Genomic DNA, 18630 nt, shown 5'->3' with positions numbered 1-18630 from the left:
AGGGTCTCCCGATCGAAAAGTCATTGGCAAAACGCATCCTGGCAGGGAAGGTGCCCGTCATGCAGTCTGAAGATAAAAACTTTCTCGCCCGTCTCTATCACGCCGCAGTTGCTGCGGCAGATCCTGTAAAGGTGCTTCCGGGGCATCTGCCGGAGGTGCCAAAGGGACGGACCGTGGTCATCGGGGCAGGTAAGGGGGCCGCGCAGCTGGCAGCGGCCTTTGAGGCGCTCTGGCCTGCGGAACTGAGCGGCGTCGTGGTCACGCGCTACGGCTATGGCTGCGCCACCTCGCGCATCCGCGTGATGGAGGCGGCGCATCCCGTGCCGGATGAGGCAGGTCTTCTGGCTTCAGAGGCGCTTTTGCAGGCGGTGCAGGGGCTGGGGCCCGACGATCTGGTGGTGGCGCTGATCTGTGGCGGCGGCTCGGCGCTGCTGCCTGCGCCACCGGAGGGGCTGACCCTGCAGGATGAGGCAGATCTCAACCGCGCCCTGCTGGCCTCGGGTGCACCGATTTCGGTGATGAACGCTCTGCGCCGTCAGGTCTCACGCATCAAAGGCGGACGGCTGGCCATGGCCGCGCATCCCGCCCGGGTGGTCTCGCTGGTGGTCTCTGACGTCCCCGGTGATGACCCGGCGCAGGTGGCTTCGGGGCCAACGGTGCCGGATCCGGGCAGCCTCTCCGAGGCGTTGCAGCTGGCGGCTGACTGGCGGATCGATCTGCCGCCGCGCGTGGCGAACTGGCTGCGGGGCGGGGGGGACCCCGCGCCTCAGCCGTCTGATCCGGTTTTTGCCCGTCATGAGGTGCGGGTGATCGCTTCCGCACGCCTGTCTCTGGAAGCCGCGGCCCGCGAGGCGGAAGCTCTGGGTGTTCCGGCGGTTATCCTGTCAGACGCCATGGAGGGCGAGGCGCGGGATGTGGGGCAGGTCCATGCCGCCCTTGCGCGGGAGGTGGCCCTGCGCGACCGGCCCTTCGTGCCGCCGGTGGTGCTGCTCTCGGGTGGGGAAACCACCGTCACGCTGCGCGGAGCGGGACGCGGCGGACGCAATACTGAATTTCTGCTGGCCTTCGCGGCGGCGTCTGAGGGGCTGCCGCTGGCAGCTCTGGCGGCCGATACTGATGGGATCGACGGCTCAGAGGCCAATGCCGGGGCTTTTGCAGATGGGGAGACTGCCGCGCGGCTGCGCGCCCGGGCGCAGCCTGCCCGCAGTTATCTGAGCCGCAATGATGCCTGGGGCGCCTTTGATGCGCTGGGTGATCTTTTCTCGCCGGGGCCGACCGGAACCAACGTGAATGATTTTCGCGCCATCCTGATCCGAAGCGAAACCTGACACAGAACGCCCCCCGTGATAGACAGCTACACAACCATAAGGTGAGTCGCAGCATCAGGCTGCCGGAGTTCTTGGTTTAGTAGTTTTCGAAGCCTCTACGGCAGGGAGCGGTACATGGTGGTAAAGGTTCTTCCTTTGGCAGGAAGTGAGCGTTTTGAAAGCCTGGGTCACAATTGTGAGGTGGGCTTTGTTCTCGAGGCGGCCGGGAACGGGAACTCTGGTATGTTTCGCTGGCTCTCAACCTCGCTTGAGGCCACAACGGTCGCGATCCGGCGCGATTTTGAGGGGTTTTTTGCCTTTGAAAACCTTGTTCCGCATGCGCCGGATATGGTCCGTGATGTCGTCTATGACATTGCGTTTCACAGTCGGATGCACTCCGCCCGAGCCGGGGAAAACCTCACCTTCGTTTTGCCTGAAGAGGAACGCCGGCCGCTTTATGAGGCAGAAGCGGGAAAGATAAAGTATTTCTACAAGCGCTTTCACGAGAGCCTGAGTGACGAGCGCACGATCTTTGTTTTGAAAGAGAGCCGTAATCCCGACCCGCAGGCCATAATGGCGCTTTGGCAACTGCTGAGCGGGAAGGCTGGTCGCCCGGTGCGTCTCTTGTGGGTGAAACCAGCGGGGCAGGAGGGCCTGGCTGCCACGGTTAAGCCTGTGACGGAGCATATTCTGTGCGGCTACGTCAGCTCTTTTGCGCCCCATAGCAAGGCGGATGCTTTTGCGGCTGAGGACTGGCGCAGCCTGCTTGCGCAAACGCTGGAGCATTTCAGCTGATGAAAAAGCCCGCCGTGAGGCGGGCTTTTGTCAGATCGTGACCACGAGCAGGATCACCCCGAGGATAATCCGGTAGATCACATAGGGCGTGAAGCTGACTCTGTGCAGGAACTTCATCATCAGCACGAGCGAGATATAGGCCGCGATAAAGCTCAGCAGGGCGGCCAGACCGACATCGGCCCAGAGGCCGTCGGGCATACCGTCTTTGGCCACCTTGATGCCGAGATATCCACCGGTCGAGAGCGTGACCGGGATCGACATCAGCATTGAGATTTTCGCCGCCGCATGGCGCTTGAAGCGCAAAAGCCGTGCGGTGGTCATGGTGATCCCCGAACGTGAGGTGCCCGGGATCAGCGCCACGGCCTGCCACAGACCCATTTTCGCCACATCGCTCAGGCGCCAGTCGTCCATCCCGCGCTCTTCGGGCGAGGTTTTATGCGCCCACCAGAGCCAGATCCCGAAGACGATCATCGTGACGCCGATCACGGTCGGATTGCGCAGCTGATCGACGAGGCCGGTGACGGCCAGGATCGCGCCGATGATGAGTGTGGGGATCGTCACCAGCACAAGGCAAAGGGCAAGGCGGGCGTCGGTGGTGTCACGGTTGCCGCTCAGCCACTGCAGGCAGCCCCGCAGCACCTGCATGACTTCCGTGCGCAGATAGATCAGCACCGCCACGATTGAGCCCATATGCACCGCGACATCAAGCGCAAGCGCGTTGGGGGTCTGGCCGCTGATCTCATGCAGCAGGATCAGATGGGCCGATGAAGAAATCGGTAGGAATTCTGTGATGCCCTGCACAATGGCAAGCAGACAGAGGATCATCAGTGGCATGCGCGGGCCTCGGGTTACTCGTGATTCGCTGCCGGCACCCTGCCCCCTGGGGGCTTCGGGAGGGAAGAGAGAATATAGGTCAGTTTATGTTACCTGATTTTTAAATAATTTTGCCTCACTCTGGCATTGAGGCTGAAAAATCGTACAAATAGGTCAGTCATGCTGACTTTTACTGAAGAATGTGCTGATTTACACAGCTTTTGCGCTAGGTAGGAGGCCCCGGTATGGCTGCTGAGAAAATGCTGAAGTTCGTGTCGCTGGGCAAAGAAATGCCCGAGAAGCGCGCAGCTGAAACTCGCTCGCAGGATTTTTACGAGATCTACCGTGAATATGCCGACGCCAAAGCCACCGAACAGGCCAGCCGCTGCAGCCAGTGCGGCGTGCCCTACTGCCAGGCGCACTGCCCGCTGTCGAACAATATCCCCGACTGGCTGCGCCTGACCGCCACGGGCCGCCTGCAGGAGGCCTATGAAGTCAGCCAGGCCACCAACTCCTTCCCCGAGATCTGCGGCCGTATCTGCCCGCAGGACCGGTTGTGCGAAGGCAACTGCGTCATTGAGCAGTCGGGGCATGGCACCGTGACGATCGGCTCGGTTGAGAAATATATCACCGATACCGCCTGGGAAAACGGCTGGGTGCAGCCGGTGCGGCCTTCGGTGGAGCGCGCGGAAAGCGTGGGCATCATCGGCGCGGGCCCCGGGGGGCTGGCTGCCGCCGATATGCTGCGCCGCGCCGGTGTGCAGGTCACGGTTTACGACCGCTATGACCGCGCGGGTGGTCTGATGATGTATGGTATTCCGGGTTTCAAGCTGGAAAAGCCGGTCGTTCTGCGCCGCATCGAGCAGCTTGAGCAGAGCGGCGTTACCTTTGTTCTGAACTGTAAAGTCGGCGAGGATATCTCTTTTGATGCGATCCGCGGCCAGCATGATGCGGTTCTGATCGCCACCGGCGTCTATAAGGTGCGCGAAGTCACCGCGCCGGGCTCGGGCGCCAAAGGTGTGGTGAAAGCGCTCGACTATCTGACCGCCTCGAACCGCAAGAGCTTCGGGGACGAAGTGCCGGAATTCGACTCGGGCGAGCTGAACGCCGCCGGCAAGCGCGTTGTGGTCATCGGCGGTGGCGACACCGCAATGGACTGCCTGCGCACCGCGATCCGTCAGGGCGCGACTTCGGTGAAATGCCTCTATCGCCGCGATAAAGCCAATATGCCGGGCTCGCAGCGTGAGACGCAGAACGCCGAAGAAGAAGGCGTGGATTTCGTCTGGCTGACCGCGCCGAAGGGTTTCACCGGCGGCGAACATGTCGAAGGCGTGATCGTGCAGAAAATGCGCCTTGGCGCGCCGGATGTTTCGGGCCGTCAGGCACCGGAAGTGATCGAGGGCGCTGACTACATTGAGCCCGCCGATCTGGTGATCCAGGCGCTTGGTTTTGAGCCTGAAGAGATCCCGACCCTCTGGAATGTGCCGGAACTGGCCGTGACCCGCTGGGGGACCATCAAGGCGGATTTCGCCACCCATTCGACCAGCCTGCCGGGCGTTTTTGCGGTGGGTGACATCGTGCGCGGGGCCTCGCTGGTGGTCTGGGCGATCCGTGATGGACGTGAAGCGGCCGCCTCGATCGTCAATTACCTCGGCGCGGGTCGTCAGATCGCGGCTGAGTAACCAGCGGCCCGGCGGGACCGGGTCCACCGGAGGGATGGAAATGTGCGGTGGTGTTGCAGGTTTGAGAAGGGTTTGGCGGGCTGTTGCAGCCTTTTCCTTTGGTCTCGTTGCAGTTGCACTTCCCGCACAGGCCTCGGGGCTTTTCACCCCGCCCGATGGCTGTGAGGTCTATCTCACCGTTCAGGCCAAGGGTTGCAGAGTCTCGCACCACTATATCTGCAAAGCCGATCCGGCCGGAGATCAGTGGCGCGTCGATTTCGATCTGAAGGGGCCTTACTTCCTCAGCCGGATCAATGCGGAAACCGAATGGCTGCAGTCGATCGACCTGACCAGCGGCGAGGATATCCGTCTGGTGCCCGGACCTGCGGACCCCGCCTCTTTCACCGGCCTGACCACGACCGGGGCGGACAGCTATGACTTCACGCAAAACGCCGCGGGGGGCGGGGCCATCCGCTATATCGGGTCTGACCGGCTGACGGGCAAAAAGACGGTGATCGACGGTGTCGAGCTGGAAGAGACCGCCTTTGAGTTTCGTGAAGAGACCCCATCGGGCCGGCTGATCGGCACCGCATCGGGTCAGGAATTTATCCACCGCGGCTGGCGGCTGTTTTTCTCGGGTCCGAGCACCTGGGAAGGCGACGAGGGCCGCGAGCGCATCGACCGGTCGCCGGTGCGTTTTGATGAGCCGGGGGATGCGGGCTTTCGCTCGGTCACACCGGAATATGACTGCACTGCCCAGCTGGCGGCCCTGCCGTAACGCCCCGCCGCCCGCTGTTTTGAACCAGATTTTCGCCGGGTCGCCCCGGCACCGCCAAGACCAGTGACCGAAGCCGCCGCGCTTCGCTCGCCGCCAGCCCTGAGGAGTGAGCTATGACCAGGTATGATGAGGCATGGGTTGCCGCCGAGGAAGCCAAGCGCCGCTTTATGAGTGAGCACAGCCTCTACCGTGAGGATGATGAGCATTCCTCCTGCGGTGTGGGCCTTGTGGTCGCCATCGATGGCAAACCCTCGCGCAAAGTGGTGCAGTCGGGCATCGATGCGCTGAAGGCCATCTGGCACCGTGGCGCGGTGGATGCGGATGGCAAAACCGGCGACGGCGCGGGCATCCACGTGCAGATCCCGGTTCCCTTCTTCAACGATGTGATCCGCCGCACCGGCCATGAGCCCGATGCCTCCAAGCTGATCGCCGTGGGCCAGGTCTTCCTGCCGCGCACCGATTTCGGCGCCCAGGAGCGCTGCCGGACCATCGTGGAAACCGAAGTTCTGCGGATGGGCCATTATATCTACGGCTGGCGTCACGTGCCGGTGGATGTCTCGGTTCTGGGCGAAAAGGCCAATGCGACCCGCCCGGAGATCGAGCAGATCCTGATCCGCTGCGAAAAAGACATCGACCAGGAGCAGTTTGAGCGCGAGCTTTACATTATCCGCCGCCGGATTGAGAAAGCCGTGACCGCTGCCGGGATCTATGGCTGCTACCTCTGCTCTCTGTCGTGCCGCTCGATCATCTACAAAGGCATGATGCTGGCAGAGCAGGTCGCGGTCTTCTACCCCGACCTCGAAGACCCGCGCTTTGAATCGGCCTTCGCGATCTATCACCAGCGCTATTCCACCAACACCTTCCCGCAGTGGTGGCTGGCGCAGCCCTTCCGCATGCTGGCCCATAACGGCGAGATCAACACGCTGAAGGGCAACGTCAACTGGATGAAGAGCCATGAGATCCGCATGGCCTCCTCGGCCTTCGGTGACATGGCGGAAGACATCAAGCCGATCATTCCGGGCGGCACCTCGGACTCGGGTGCGCTCGATGCGGTCTTTGAAGCCATGGTGCGCTCGGGCCGCTCGGCGCCGATGGCAAAAACCATGCTGGTGCCGGAAGCCTGGTCGAAACAGACCGACAATATGCCCAAGGCCTGGGCGGATATGTATTCCTATTGCAACTCGGTCATTGAGCCCTGGGATGGCCCGGCCGCTCTGGCGATGACCGATGGCCGCTGGGTCTGCGGCGGTCTGGACCGCAACGGCCTGCGCCCGATGCGCTATGTGGTGACCGGGGACAACCTGCTGATCGCGGGCTCAGAAGCGGGCATGGTGCCGGTGGATGAATTCACGGTCGTCGAGAAAGGTGCGCTTGGCCCGGGGCAGATGATTGCCGTCGATATGGCTGAGGGCAAACTTTACCACGACACCGAGATGAAGAACAAACTCGCCGCAGCCCAGCCCTATGGCGAATGGGTCGGCAAGATTGTCGAACTCTCGCCCGGTCTTGATGCGCTGCCAGAGCCGGTCCGCTTTGAAGGCGAAGAACTGAAAAAGCGCCAGATCGCAGCCGGTTACACCATCGAAGAGCTGGAGCAGGTTCTGGCACCGATGGCCGAAGACGGCAAAGAGATGATTGCCTCGATGGGCGATGACACGCCGCCTGCGGTTCTCTCAAAAGTCTATCGTCCGCTCTCGCATTACTTCCGCCAGAACTTTTCTCAGGTCACCAACCCGCCGATCGACTCTCTGCGGGAAGGCCGGGTGATGTCGCTGAAGACGCGCTTTGGCAACCTGAAGAACGTGCTCGATGAAAGCTCGGCGCAGACCGAGATCCTGGTGCTCGAAAGCCCCTTCCTGGCGAATGCGGAATTCGACGCCATGGTGAAGCAGTTCGGTGAGCAGGTGGCTTACATCGACTGCACCTTCCCGGCTGATGCCGATCAGGACGGCCTGCGCCTGGCACTTGAGCGCATCCGTCATGAGGCCGAAGACGCCGTGCATTCCGGTGCCGGTCAGCTGGTGCTGAGCGATGAGCATCAGAATGAGGATCGTGCGGGCATCCCGATGATCCTCGCCACCTCGGCCGTGCATTCGTGGCTGACCCGCAAGGGCCTGCGGACCTTCTGCTCGATCAACGTGCGGTCTGCGGAATGCATCGATCCGCATTACTTCGCGGTGCTGATCGGCTGTGGTGCGACCACGGTGAACCCCTATCTGGCGCAGGACAGCATCGGCGACCGCATTGCGCGCGGCCTGATGGAAGGCACGCTCGTTGAGGCGATGCGCAACTATCGCGCGGCGATTGACGCGGGCCTTCTGAAAATCATGGCCAAGATGGGGATCTCGGTGATCTCGTCTTATCGCGGTGGTCTGAACTTTGAGGCCGTGGGTCTGTCGCGCGCCATGGTGGCCGAATATTTCCCCGGCATGCACTCGCGCATCTCGGGCATCGGCCTGCACGGCATCCAGGATAAGGCGGCGGAAATCCACGCCAAAGGCTGGAAAGCTGACAGCAATGTTCTGCCGATTGGTGGCTTCTACAAAGCCCGCCGCTCGGGCGAGAAACACGCCTGGGAAGCGCAGACCATGCATATGCTGCAGGCGGCCTGTGACCGCGCGAGCTATGATCTGTGGAAGCAGTATTCGGCCCGCATGCGCTCGAACCCGCCGATCCACCTGCGCGATCTTCTCGACATCAAGCCGCTGGGCAAGCCGGTTCCGATTGAAGAGGTTGAATCGATCACCTCGATCCGCAAGCGCTTTGTGACGCCGGGCATGTCGCTGGGGGCGCTGTCGCCCGAAGCGCATATGACGCTGAACATCGCGATGAACCGCATCGGCGCGAAATCGGACAGTGGTGAGGGCGGTGAAGATCCGGCGCACCAGCATCCTTTCCCGAATGGCGACAACCCCTGCGCCAAGATCAAGCAGGTGGCTTCAGGTCGTTTTGGTGTGACGGCGGAATATCTCAACGCCTGCGAAGAGCTTGAGATCAAAGTCGCCCAGGGCGCGAAACCGGGTGAAGGCGGCCAGCTTCCGGGCATGAAAGTGACCGAGCTGATTGCGCGTCTGCGTCACTCGACCAAGGGCGTGACGCTGATCTCGCCGCCGCCGCACCACGACATCTACTCGATCGAAGATCTGGCCCAGCTGATCTACGATCTGAAGCAGATCAACCCGCGCTGCAAAGTGACGGTGAAGCTGGTGTCCTCCTCGGGCGTCGGCACGATTGCGGCCGGTGTGGCCAAGGCGAAGGCTGACGTCATCCTGGTGTCGGGTCACAACGGTGGCACCGGCGCATCCCCGGGCACCTCGATCAAATACGCGGGCCTTCCGTGGGAGATGGGTCTGACCGAGGCGCATCAGGTTCTGACCATGAACAACCTGCGGGAGCGTGTGACGCTGCGCACGGATGGGGGGCTGCGAACCGGTCGTGACATCATCATCGCGGCGATGATGGGTGCGGAAGAGTTCGGCATCGGCACCGCTGCGCTGATCGCCATGGGCTGCATCATGGTGCGTCAGTGCCAGTCGAACACCTGCCCGGTGGGCGTCTGCACGCAGAACCCGGAGCTGCGCAACAAGTTCACCGGCAATGCCGATAAGGTGGTGAACCTGATCACCTTCTATGCGCAGGAAGTGCGTGAACTGCTGGCCTCGCTGGGCGCACGCTCGCTGGATGAGGTGATCGGCCGTGCCGACTGCCTGATGCAGGTGAGCCGTGGGGCTGCGAACCTCGATGACCTGGACCTGAACCCGCTGCTGATCTCGGTCGATGGTTCGCGTCAGGTGGTCTATGACCGCTCGAAACCGCGCAATGCGGTGCCGGATACGCTGGATGCGGAAATCATCCGCGATGGCGCGCGTTTCTTCGAAGACGGCGAGAAGATGCAGCTGTCCTATGCGGTGCAGAACACTCTGCGCACCATCGGCACCCGCGCCTCAAGCCATATCGTGCGCAAGTTCGGCATGCGCAACTCGCTGCAACCCGATCACCTGACGGTGAAACTCGCAGGTTCCGCCGGTCAGTCGCTGGGTGCCTTTGCGGTGCGCGGTCTGAAGATCGAAGTGCAGGGCGATGCCAATGATTACGTCGGCAAGGGTCTTTCGGGCGGCATCATCACCGTGCGTCCGCCGATGGGCTCGCCGCTCGATGCCTCAAAGAACACCATCATCGGCAATACCGTGCTTTACGGCGCAACCGATGGCTTCCTCTTTGCCTCGGGCCGCGCGGGGGAGCGTTTTGCCGTGCGCAACTCGGGGGCAAGCGTGGTGATTGAGGGCTGCGGCTCCAACGGCTGTGAATATATGACCGGCGGTGTGGCCGTGATCCTCGGCTCGATCGGGGCGAACTTCGGGGCAGGGATGACGGGTGGTATGGCCTATCTCTATGACCCGGAAGGCACGGCGGAAGATCACGTCAATGGAGAGACGCTGCTGACCTGTGGCCTTGGTCACAGCCACTGGGAAGCGCAGCTGAAGGGGCTGATTGAGCGTCACTTCGCCGAAACCGGCAGCCGCAAGGCCGGTGAGATCCTGCAGAACTGGGCGTCGGAGCGCGGGAATTTCCTGCAGGTCTGCCCGAAAGAGATGCTGGTCCATCTGCCCTATCCGCTCTCGGATGAACGCGAAGCGATCCCGGCAGAGTAAAAGAAAGGGGCGCCGGAGAGATCCGGTGCCCCTTTCCCTGTGTCAGATCCGGCCCGATCAGCCGCCGACGGCCGCGGTCGCAACGGTTGCAGCGCCTGCGGCCACTGCACCGATGATCGCGATGGTGCCGGCCGTTTTAGCACCGGTGTTGACGGTGTCAGCGGTCTTATCGACAGCGCTGCAGGCGGTGAGTGCGGCACAGGCAGCGAGAACGGTCAGAATGCGCATGGCGGAGTAAGTCCTTAGAGAATAGAGAAACTCCCCCCTGAAGAATGCAGCGGGGCAAGTCAACAATCTGTGAGGGTTTTTCTGCCGTTTTCCTTGCTTTTTAAGGCCGAAAGCCTGCCGCAGGGGCGTCCTGGCGCCGGGTGGCTCAGGTCTGTCGGCTGCAGATCTCCGGCAGGCGCTGCCTTGCAGCGGGGATCTCGCGGTGATGCGCGGCATCCGGGGCAAGCGCGCGGGCGAGGAAATGGCCGGTCAGGCGCAGCCCCTCCTGCATCTCCTGGGGGCTCGCGGCCATGCCGGTGCTGCGGGTCAGGCAGGCGGGCAGGGGCAGCAGTTTTGCGGCCCAGCCCTCAGCCCCTTCCCAGGTCACGGCGCGACCGGATTTCGGGCTGACGAAGGCCAGACCCTGGCTTGCCCCGGTCACCGCACAGCGGCTGAGGTCAAGGCCAAAACCCAGTTCCTCCAGCAGTCCCAGCTCCCATTTCAGATAGAGCAGCGGCCAGTCTTTCACCCCGACCAGCGCCTCCAGCAGCGCATCGCTGGCCTCAAAAAGCGCGGGGTGCGGTTCGCGCTCCGGCAGGCAGGCCATCAACAGTGCGCAGACCGAGCTCAGCGCCGCCAGCGCCTGACGGTCGGCCATGATCAGGCCGGCGCGGGCGCGGACGGGATCAGCGGTGAAGGTGCCAAGCTGGGTCTCAAGCCGCGCCTTCCAGGTCAGTCGCAGCCGGTTGCCCGGTTGCAGCACCGGTGTCAGCCGCCTGCCGCTGCCCCCGCGGATCAACCCCGAGAGCCGCCCCAGATCCGGCGTCAGCACCGTCAGGATCGCGGATCCCTCGCCGTGGGGGCGGGTTGCAAGGACAATCCCTTCGCCCTGCCAGTCGAGACTCACTCTGCGGCCGCATCCGCAGGTGCCGCAGGACTGGCCGCAAGAGAAGCCGCACCTGCAGCCGCGGCCGCTGCTGCCGCGAGGGCTGCGGCATCCGCCGCCTCTCCGCTCTCTCCGGTCGCATGGGCGGGCGGAGCCTCTTCGGCGGGGGTAGAGGGGGCGGGCGCTGTGAGAAGCCCGTTGGTCCAGGTGCCGCTGACCTGATCTCCGGTGGGATAGGTGGCGGTGCCTTCGCCATGGGGGCGGCCCTCGCGGAAGCTGCCTTCATAGACCGCCCCATCGGCCCAGCGTGCCGTGCCGCGACCGGTGGCGGCTCCGGCGGTAAACTCACCCTCATAGCGGTAGCCGTCGCTCTGGCCCAGAACGCCGTGCCCCTCGCGCAGGTCTTCGCGGAACGGGCCGGTGTAATGAGAGCCGTCGGGATATTCGGCGGTGCCGGTGCCGTGGCGGCGTCCGTCGGCCCAGTCGCCCTCATAACGGTAGCCCGACGGCTCGGTCAGAATGCCTTTGCCGTGACGGCGTCCCTGCATGAAGCTGCCTTCATAGCGGCTGCCATCGGCCAGCAGCGAGACGCCCTCTCCGGTCATGGCCCCGGCCTGCCAGTCCCCCTCATAGCTGGCGCCGTTCTTCCATTCCATCTTCCCCTGGCCCTGCGGCTGCCCATTGACCACATCGCCCTGATAATGGGTGCCATCGGGCCATGTGAGACGGCCCCTGCCGGTCATCGCGCCGCCCTGCCAGCTGCCCTCATAGACGAGGCCCCCGGCCAGTTCCGCGCGGCCCTCACCCTCGCGCAGATCGCCGGCGAAAGCGCCTTCATAGCGGGTGCCGTCCGGCCCCGTCAGCACGCCCTTTCCGGCGCGGCGACCCTTTTCAAACCGGCCCTCATAAAGGGTGCCATCGGCCAGCTTCAGGCGGCCCTCGCCGTCCATCTGACCGTCGCGCCAGCCGCCCTCATAGGTGAGACCGCCCGGCATGGTCAGACGGCCCTGACCCTCGCGGCGACCGTCTTTGACCTCACCTTCATAGGTGGAGCCATCGGGATAGGTGATCCGGCCCTGACCCTCGCGGCGCCCCTCGCGCCAGTCGCCCTCATAGCGGTAGCCCGAGGGCTCTTCCATGATGCCGCGCCCCTCTGCCAGACCCGCGACCATCGGGCCGGTATAGACAGCCCCGCCGGGATAGCGCGACACGCCCTCTCCGGTCATGCGGCCGTCTTTGAAGCTGCCCTCATAGCTGGCCCCGTCGGGAAAGGTGATACGGCCCTGACCTTCAGGCTTTCCGGCGACAAACTGTCCCTCATAGACCGCGCCACTGGCAAAGCGTGCCCGGCCTTCGCCGCGGATCTCCCCTTCAACCCAGGAACCGATATATTCATAGCCATCGGGCAGGCGGTAGGTTCCCTGACCATGGGGGCGGCCGTTCACAAATTCACCGTCATAGACAGAGCCGTCAGAATAGCGCTTCAGCCCGCTTTCCTGCGCCGTGCCGATGGTCCCCGAGACCAGAACGGCCAGCGACAGGGTGAGACTTGCGGCAAAGACTTTGCGCAGGCCGCGGATGGGCATGACGTCTCTCCTTCAGGGGAGCCAAAAGGCCGGAAGATCACCCGCCAGCGTAATGGCGCGGAGGGGGTGACGCAAGCGTCCCCCCTTTGGTGCTTCCCTCGCGCAGCAGGGGCGTCTAAAACCCTGAATGTTGAGATAAAGGACCCCGCGATGGCTGATACGTTTCGCCTGCTCATGGTTCAGGCCAACCCCAGGGTTGGTGATCTGGCCGCCAATGCCGCGAAGGCCCGTGAGGCCTGGGCTGCGGGGCGTGAGGGCGGGGCCGATCTGGTCATGCTGCCCGAGATGTTTCTGACCGGCTATCAGACCCAGGACCTGATCCGCCGCCCGGCCTTTCTGCGCGATGTGGCCGCCACTTTGCAAAAGCTGGCTGCGGATTGCGCCGATGGTCCGGCGCTGGGGATCGGCGCTCCGGAGGCCGATGGTGAGGGCGGGATCTACAACGCCTGGCATGTGCTTTCGGGCGGCCGTATTGAGACGGTGATCCGCAAGCATCACCTGCCCAATGACGAAGTCTTTGATGAGCGCCGCCTTTTCCGCTCAGGCATGGTCTCGGGTCCCTGGGTCTGCAAGGGCATCCGCCTGGGCACGCCGATCTGCGAAGACGCCTGGCACCCGGATGTGATCGAGACCCTGGCCGAGACCGGCGCAGAGATCATTCTGGTCCCCAACGGCTCGCCCTATCAGCGCGGCAAGCTGGAGGTCCGGCAGATCGTCATGGTTTCGCGGGTGGTCGAATCCGGTCTGCCGCTGGTCTATCTGAATATGACCGGCGGGCAGGACGATCAGGTCTATGACGGCGGCTCTTTCGTGCTGAACCCCGGCGGGCGTCTGGCGGTGCAGATGGCGGCCTTTGACGATGAGATGCGCTTCGTCGATTTTCGCCGCACCGATGACGGCTGGGAAGCGGTGCCCGGGCCCCTTGCGCCGCAGCCCGATGCCTGGGAGGCGGATTACCGCGCCATGGTCATTGGTCTGGGGGATTACTTCCGCAAGTCGGGCTTTTCGCGGGCGATCCTGGGGCTTTCGGGCGGCATCGATTCGGCGCTGGTCGCGGCGATTGCCGCGGATGCGCTGGGCCCTGAGAATGTGGATTGTGTGATGCTGCCCTCGGAATATACCTCGGCCCATTCGCTGGAGGATGCCGAAGGCGTCGCCCGCGCGCTGGGCACGCGGCTTGATACCGTGGCAATCGACGGCCCGCGTGCGGCCATTGAAGCGGCGCTTGCGCCGCTCTTTGCCGGCACTAAGGCCGATCTGACCGAGGAAAACATCCAAAGCCGCATCCGGGGGCTGCTGCTCATGGGGCTGTCGAATAAATTCGGCGCCATGCTGCTGACCACGGGGAATAAATCGGAAGTGGCGGTCGGCTATTGCACCATCTACGGCGATATGGCTGGGGGCTATAACCCCATTAAAGACCTTTATAAGACCCGCGTTTTTGAGACCTGCCGCTGGCGCAATGCCAACCACCGCCCCTGGATGAAGGCCCCGGCGGGTGAGGTGATCCCTGTGCGCGTCATCGACAAGCCGCCGTCAGCCGAACTGCGGGCCGACCAGAAGGATGAAGACAGCCTGCCGCCCTATCCGGTGCTGGACGCCATCCTTGAGGGGCTGGTGGACCGGGAGTTGTCGGTCGCCGAACTGGTTGCCGCCGGATATGAGCGCGAGACCGTCAAACGCATTGAGCATCTGATCGCCATCAGCGAATGGAAGCGCTTTCAGTCAGCCCCCGGCACCCGGCTGACCGGACGGGCCTTCTGGCTTGACCGGCGCTATCCGATTGTGAACGGCTGGCGCGACAACCTCTGAGGCAGCGGAAGAAAAATGAACGGCCGGGGCGGGATCACCGCTCCGGCCGTCTGGTTTCACGGGATGGCTTACCTTGAAAGAAGGCTGCCTGAAATCCAGCCCTCAAGGCCATCGCCTTCGACGCGGATCAGAAACCAGCCATTGCCGCCATCCTCGACCACCGTGACCTCATCGCCCTGCGACAGACGGCCCAGAACGGGGTTCCGGGTTGAAGGGCCGCCGCGCACATTGGCGCTGCGTGCGGTCACCTGGCGAAATCCGGAAGCGGCACCATCGCTCAGGCCGGCGCGGGCAGGGCGCGCGGTTTCCGCGGCCGCCAGCTGCACCATGGCTTCGCTGGGGGCCACATTGTCGAGGATGACCGGGCCTGCCGCGAAGCTGACGCCGGGCAGATCCACAGGCGAATCGGCGATCCGCTGAACGGCAGGCGGCAGCTCTGCCGGTGCTGATGCGACCGTGGCTTCAGCCGCGCGGCTGATGCCTGTTGCCGGGGCCACAGGCGCAGGCGGCTGGTCGCCCAGAAAGGCGGTTGCGGCGACAAATCCGCCACCGAGAAGTGTGAGAAGACTAACAAGACGTAACATGGCAAGACCCTTTACGGGGAACAGGCAGATAACCGCCTGCTGAGGGCCAGGGTTCCGAAGCGGATCACTTTTCAACCGCGGGTTAACAGCGGTAGCCCGCCGGCTGCGGCGCAATTCCTTCTGGACCGAAGGCGGGGGGCAGATTACATCCCTTAGGTATGAGCAGCACACCCGAAGAAGAAACCGGACTGACCTCCGAGTCCCTCACCCGCGCCATCGGCGGGCGTTATCTGACCTATGCGCTTTCGACCATCATGCACCGGGCGCTGCCCGATGCGCGTGACGGTCTGAAGCCGGTGCACCGCCGCATCCTTTATGCGATGCGCGAACTGCGCCTTGGCTCAAACGGGGGCTACCGGAAGTCGGCGAAAATCACCGGCGATGTGATGGGCAACTATCACCCGCATGGCGATGCCGCGATCTATGATGCCATGGCGCGTCTCGCCCAGGATTTCGCCATGCGCTATCCGCTGGTGGATGGCCAGGGAAACTTCGGCAATATCGACGGCGATAACCCGGCAGCAGCACGCTACACCGAGGCGCGGATGGCGGCGACGGCTGAGGCGCTGCTGGAAGGGCTTGATGAAGATTCGGTCGACTTCCGCCCGAACTATGACGGCACTTTGCGTGAGCCGGTGGTGCTGCCTGCCGCCTTCCCGAACCTGCTGGCCAATGGCGCAAGCGGAATTGCGGTCGGCATGGCGACCAATATTCCGCCCCATAACATCGGTGAGCTGATCGCGGGTTCGCTGGCCATGATTCAGGACCCGGATCTCAGCGACGATGCGCTGGTGGAGCATATTCCCGGGCCGGATTTCCCCACGGGCGGGGTTCTGGTGGAAGATGCGGCGACCATCCGTGAGGCTTATCGCACGGGGCGCGGCGGTTTTCGTCTGCGCGCGAAGTGGGAAAAGGAAGACTTGGGCCGGGGCAACTGGCAGATCGTGGTCACGGAAATTCCCTATCAGGTCGCCAAATCGAAGCTGATCGAGAAGCTGGCCGAAGTCATCCAGCTGAAGAAAGTGCCGTTGCTGGCCGATGTGCGCGACGAATCCACCGAGGATGTTCGTATCGTTCTGGAGCCTCGGGCGCGGACAGTTGATCCCGAAGTGCTGATGGGGCAACTGTTCCGCAACTCCGATCTGGAAGTGCGGATCTCGCTTAACATGAACGTGCTGATCGACGGGCGCACGCCTAAGGTCTGCTCGCTCAAAGAGGTGCTGCGCGCCTTCCTCGATCACCGCCGCGAAGTGCTGCTGCGCCGCTCGCGTCACCGGATGGAAAAGATCGATCACCGTCTTGAGGTGCTTGAGGGCTTTATCATCGCCTTCCTGAACCTCGACCGGGTGATCGATATCATCCGCTATGACAACGAGCCGCGCGCCGCGCTGATGCGTGAGGAATGGGCCCGGACCTATCCGCGCGCGCTGACTGAGAAGGATTATGTGCCCCCGCCGAAAGGGGAGGGCGAGCTCACGGAAGTTCAGGCCGAAGCGATCCTGAATATGCGTCTGCGCAGCCTGCGTCGTCTCGAAGAGATGGAGCTGCGCCGCGAGCGCGATGAGCTGATGAAAGAGCGCGCCGGTCTTGAGGCGATGCTGGAGTCTGAGCGAAAGCAGTGGCGTAAGATTGCCGAGGAACTGCGCAAGGTGGCGATGTTCTTTGGCTCTGAGACCCCGGCAGGCAAGCGGCGCACGCTGTTGGCGGAGGCCGGTGAGGTTGTGGCCCTGCCGATGGAGGCGATGATCGACCGCGAGCCGATCACCGTGATCCTGTCGCGGATGGGCTGGGTGCGCGCGCTGAAGGGCCATGTGAACCTTGAGGCCGAGCAGAAGTTCAAGGACGGCGATGGTCCGCGCTTTGCCTTCCACGCTGAGACCACCGATAAGATTATGATTTTCGGCGACAATGGCCGGTTCTATTCGCTTCTCGGGGCCAATCTTCCCGGCGGGCGCGGCATGGGTGAGCCGCTGCGTCTGATGGTCGATCTGCCCAATGACTGCGAGATCGTCGATGTGCGGATCTGGCGGGCGGGAGAAAAGCTGCTTGTGGCTTCAACGGCGGGGGATGGCTTTGTCGTCACCGCTGAGGATGCTCTGCCGCAGACCCGGGCGGGGAAGGCTGTGCTGACGGTGGGCGACGGGGTGAAAGCGGCCCTCGTGCGCCCGATCACCGGGGATCACCTGGCGGTCGTGGGCGAGAACCGCAAGCTTCTGGTATTCCCGGTCTCGGAGCTGCCGGAGATGGCCCGGGGCAAGGGTGTGAAGCTGCAGAAGTATAAGGACGGCGGTCTTTCGGATGCGGTGACGCTGACCTATTCCGAAGGTCTGAAGTGGAAAGATCCCGCCGGGCGGACGCGGCACGAGCCGGATCTGGGCGAATGGCTGGCCAAACGCTCGACCGCGGGGCGGATGGCACCGCGGGGCTTCCCGCAGGACAATAAGTTCAACTGACGCCGGAGCGTGTCAGAGTGTGAAAAAGCCGGTGCCCGATGGGTGCCGGCTTTTTTCGTGGTGAGGCCGGGGAGGGCTGCCTGCCCTCCCCGGACCCCGCCCGGGAGTATTTGGGAAAAGCCAAAGCCGGGTCGCGGCGTCAGCGGAAGCGGCCGCCTTTGCCGATGACTTCGATCTGATAGCCATCGGGATCGGCGATGAAGAAGAAATGCGCAACCGGGGTGTCGCCGTTGCGGAAGTCCACCAGTTTGCGCGGAGCAAGCCCTGCGGCCTCGAGGCGGGCGTGTTCGGCCGCGACATCATCGACCACGACGGCGAGATGGCCGTAGCCGTCGCCGTGGGTATAGGGCTCGGTCCGGTCTTTGTTGATGGTGAGTTCCAGCTCAAAATCGCCGGTCTCATTTTTCAGATAGACGAGAGTGAAATCCTTGAAATCGAGGCGGTCGGCGATTTTGAGGCCGAAGGCGGTTTCATAAAAGGCGAGGCTGCGGGCCTCATCGAGGACGCGGATCATGGAGTGGACAAGGCGGGCCATGGGGGCTCCTGTGAGGGACGGGGGTAATGAAAAAGGCCGCTCCGGGGAGCGGCCTTTCCGGTCAGTCCGGGAAGACCCGGGCCTGATTACTTGATGATCTTAGCGACGACGCCTGCACCAACGGTACGGCCGCCTTCACGGATTGCGAAGCGCAGCTTCTCTTCCATAGCGATCGGAGCAATCAGTTCGACTTCGAACTTCAGGTTGTCGCCCGGCATCACCATTTCGGTGCCTTCCGGCAGTTTGACCATGCCGGTGACGTCGGTGGTGCGGAAGTAGAACTGCGGACGGTAGTTCGCGAAGAACGGGGTGTGACGGCCGCCCTCTTCTTTGGTGAGGATGTAGGCCTCAGCTTCGAAGTGGGTGTGCGGGTTAACCGATTTCGGTTTGCACAGAACCTGACCACGCTCAACACCGTCACGGTCAACGCCGCGCAGCAGGGCGCCGATGTTGTCGCCGGCTTCACCGCGATCGAGCAGTTTGCGGAACATTTCCACGCCGGTGCAGGTCGATTTCGAGGTCGGGCGGATGCCGACGATCTCGACTTCGTCACCAACGTTG

At 63.3% G+C, this 18630-nt stretch carries 14 protein-coding genes; 7 read left to right on the top strand and 7 right to left on the bottom strand.

The annotated features are described in order from the left end of the window. Positions 1–59 precede the first annotated feature (59 nt). Together EP867_RS06365 and EP867_RS06360 are read left to right on the top strand one after the other, a co-directional pair. Positions 60–1328 carry a glycerate kinase type-2 family protein gene (locus EP867_RS06365; protein ID WP_128487372.1) on the top strand — a complete coding sequence of 423 codons (1269 nt, stop codon included), beginning with the start codon at positions 60–62 and terminating at the stop codon, positions 1326–1328. A gap of 114 nt (positions 1329–1442) precedes the next feature. Continuing rightward, complete coding sequence (locus tag EP867_RS06360; protein ID WP_128487371.1) at positions 1443–2102, top strand: DUF1796 family putative cysteine peptidase; 660 nt, start codon at positions 1443–1445, stop codon at positions 2100–2102. Positions 2103–2132: 30 nt separating this feature from the next. Here the strand turns inward: EP867_RS06360 and EP867_RS06355 are convergent, their stop codons facing one another. Then, positions 2133–2927, bottom strand: coding sequence for an undecaprenyl-diphosphate phosphatase (locus EP867_RS06355; protein ID WP_322099000.1), 795 nt, complete (start codon positions 2925–2927; stop codon positions 2133–2135). Between the two features lie 233 nt (positions 2928–3160). Here EP867_RS06355 and EP867_RS06350 point away from each other — a divergent pair, with 233 nt between their 5' ends. From EP867_RS06350 to gltB, 3 genes are all read left to right on the top strand, one after another. Continuing rightward, entirely contained in the window at positions 3161–4597 is a 1437-nt protein-coding gene (locus tag EP867_RS06350) for an NAD(P)-dependent oxidoreductase (protein ID WP_128487369.1), read from the top strand. A 61-nt stretch (positions 4598–4658) separates the two neighbouring features. Continuing rightward, positions 4659–5354, top strand: coding sequence for a hypothetical protein (locus tag EP867_RS06345; RefSeq protein WP_128487368.1), 696 nt, complete (start codon positions 4659–4661; stop codon positions 5352–5354). Positions 5355–5467: 113 nt separating this feature from the next. After that, entirely contained in the window at positions 5468–10006 is a 4539-nt protein-coding gene (gene gltB, locus EP867_RS06340; RefSeq protein WP_128487367.1) for a glutamate synthase large subunit, read from the top strand. Positions 10007–10063: 57 nt separating this feature from the next. Here the strand turns inward: gltB and EP867_RS19785 are convergent, their stop codons facing one another. The 3 genes from EP867_RS19785 to EP867_RS06330 all read right to left on the bottom strand — a co-directional run bounded on the left by EP867_RS19785 (position 10064) and on the right by EP867_RS06330 (position 12685). Next, complete coding sequence (locus EP867_RS19785; RefSeq protein WP_164888781.1) at positions 10064–10234, bottom strand: hypothetical protein; 171 nt, start codon at positions 10232–10234, stop codon at positions 10064–10066. Between the two features lie 145 nt (positions 10235–10379). Continuing rightward, positions 10380–11120 carry a DNA repair protein RecO gene (recO, locus tag EP867_RS06335; protein ID WP_128487366.1) on the bottom strand — a complete coding sequence of 247 codons (741 nt, stop codon included), beginning with the start codon at positions 11118–11120 and terminating at the stop codon, positions 10380–10382. Continuing rightward, positions 11117–12685 (bottom strand): MORN repeat-containing protein, encoded by a 1569-nt coding sequence (locus EP867_RS06330; RefSeq protein WP_128487365.1) that lies wholly within the window; start codon positions 12683–12685, stop codon positions 11117–11119. The genes recO and EP867_RS06330 overlap by 4 nt, the downstream gene beginning before the upstream one ends. A 150-nt stretch (positions 12686–12835) precedes the next feature. Between EP867_RS06330 and EP867_RS06325 the strand changes: the two genes are divergently transcribed. Next, complete coding sequence (locus EP867_RS06325) at positions 12836–14497, top strand: NAD+ synthase (RefSeq protein WP_128487364.1); 1662 nt, start codon at positions 12836–12838, stop codon at positions 14495–14497. Between the two features lie 68 nt (positions 14498–14565). Here the strand turns inward: EP867_RS06325 and EP867_RS06320 are convergent, their stop codons facing one another. Then, positions 14566–15081 (bottom strand): SH3 domain-containing protein, encoded by a 516-nt coding sequence (locus tag EP867_RS06320; RefSeq protein WP_128487363.1) that lies wholly within the window; start codon positions 15079–15081, stop codon positions 14566–14568. Positions 15082–15239: 158 nt separating this feature from the next. Here EP867_RS06320 and EP867_RS06315 point away from each other — a divergent pair, with 158 nt between their 5' ends. Further along, entirely contained in the window at positions 15240–17534 is a 2295-nt protein-coding gene (locus EP867_RS06315; protein WP_128487362.1) for a DNA topoisomerase IV subunit A, read from the top strand. Between the two features lie 139 nt (positions 17535–17673). On the opposite strand, the gene EP867_RS06310 is transcribed toward EP867_RS06315, so the two are convergent. Next, positions 17674–18069: a VOC family protein gene (locus EP867_RS06310; protein ID WP_128487361.1), complete on the bottom strand. Its 396-nt coding sequence runs from the start codon at positions 18067–18069 to the stop codon at positions 17674–17676. 86 nt (positions 18070–18155) lie between these two features. Continuing rightward, positions 18156–18630 (bottom strand): EF-Tu C-terminal domain-related protein (locus EP867_RS06305; RefSeq protein ID WP_241656839.1); only part of this gene is annotated, 475 nt, incomplete at its 5' end.

The organism is Falsigemmobacter intermedius (assembly GCF_004054105.1).
GTDB classification, from domain to species: Bacteria; Pseudomonadota; Alphaproteobacteria; order Rhodobacterales; family Rhodobacteraceae; genus Wagnerdoeblera; species Wagnerdoeblera intermedia.
The sequence above is the reverse complement of the archived record's forward strand: the minus strand, read 5'-3'. Positions and strand labels throughout refer to the sequence as shown.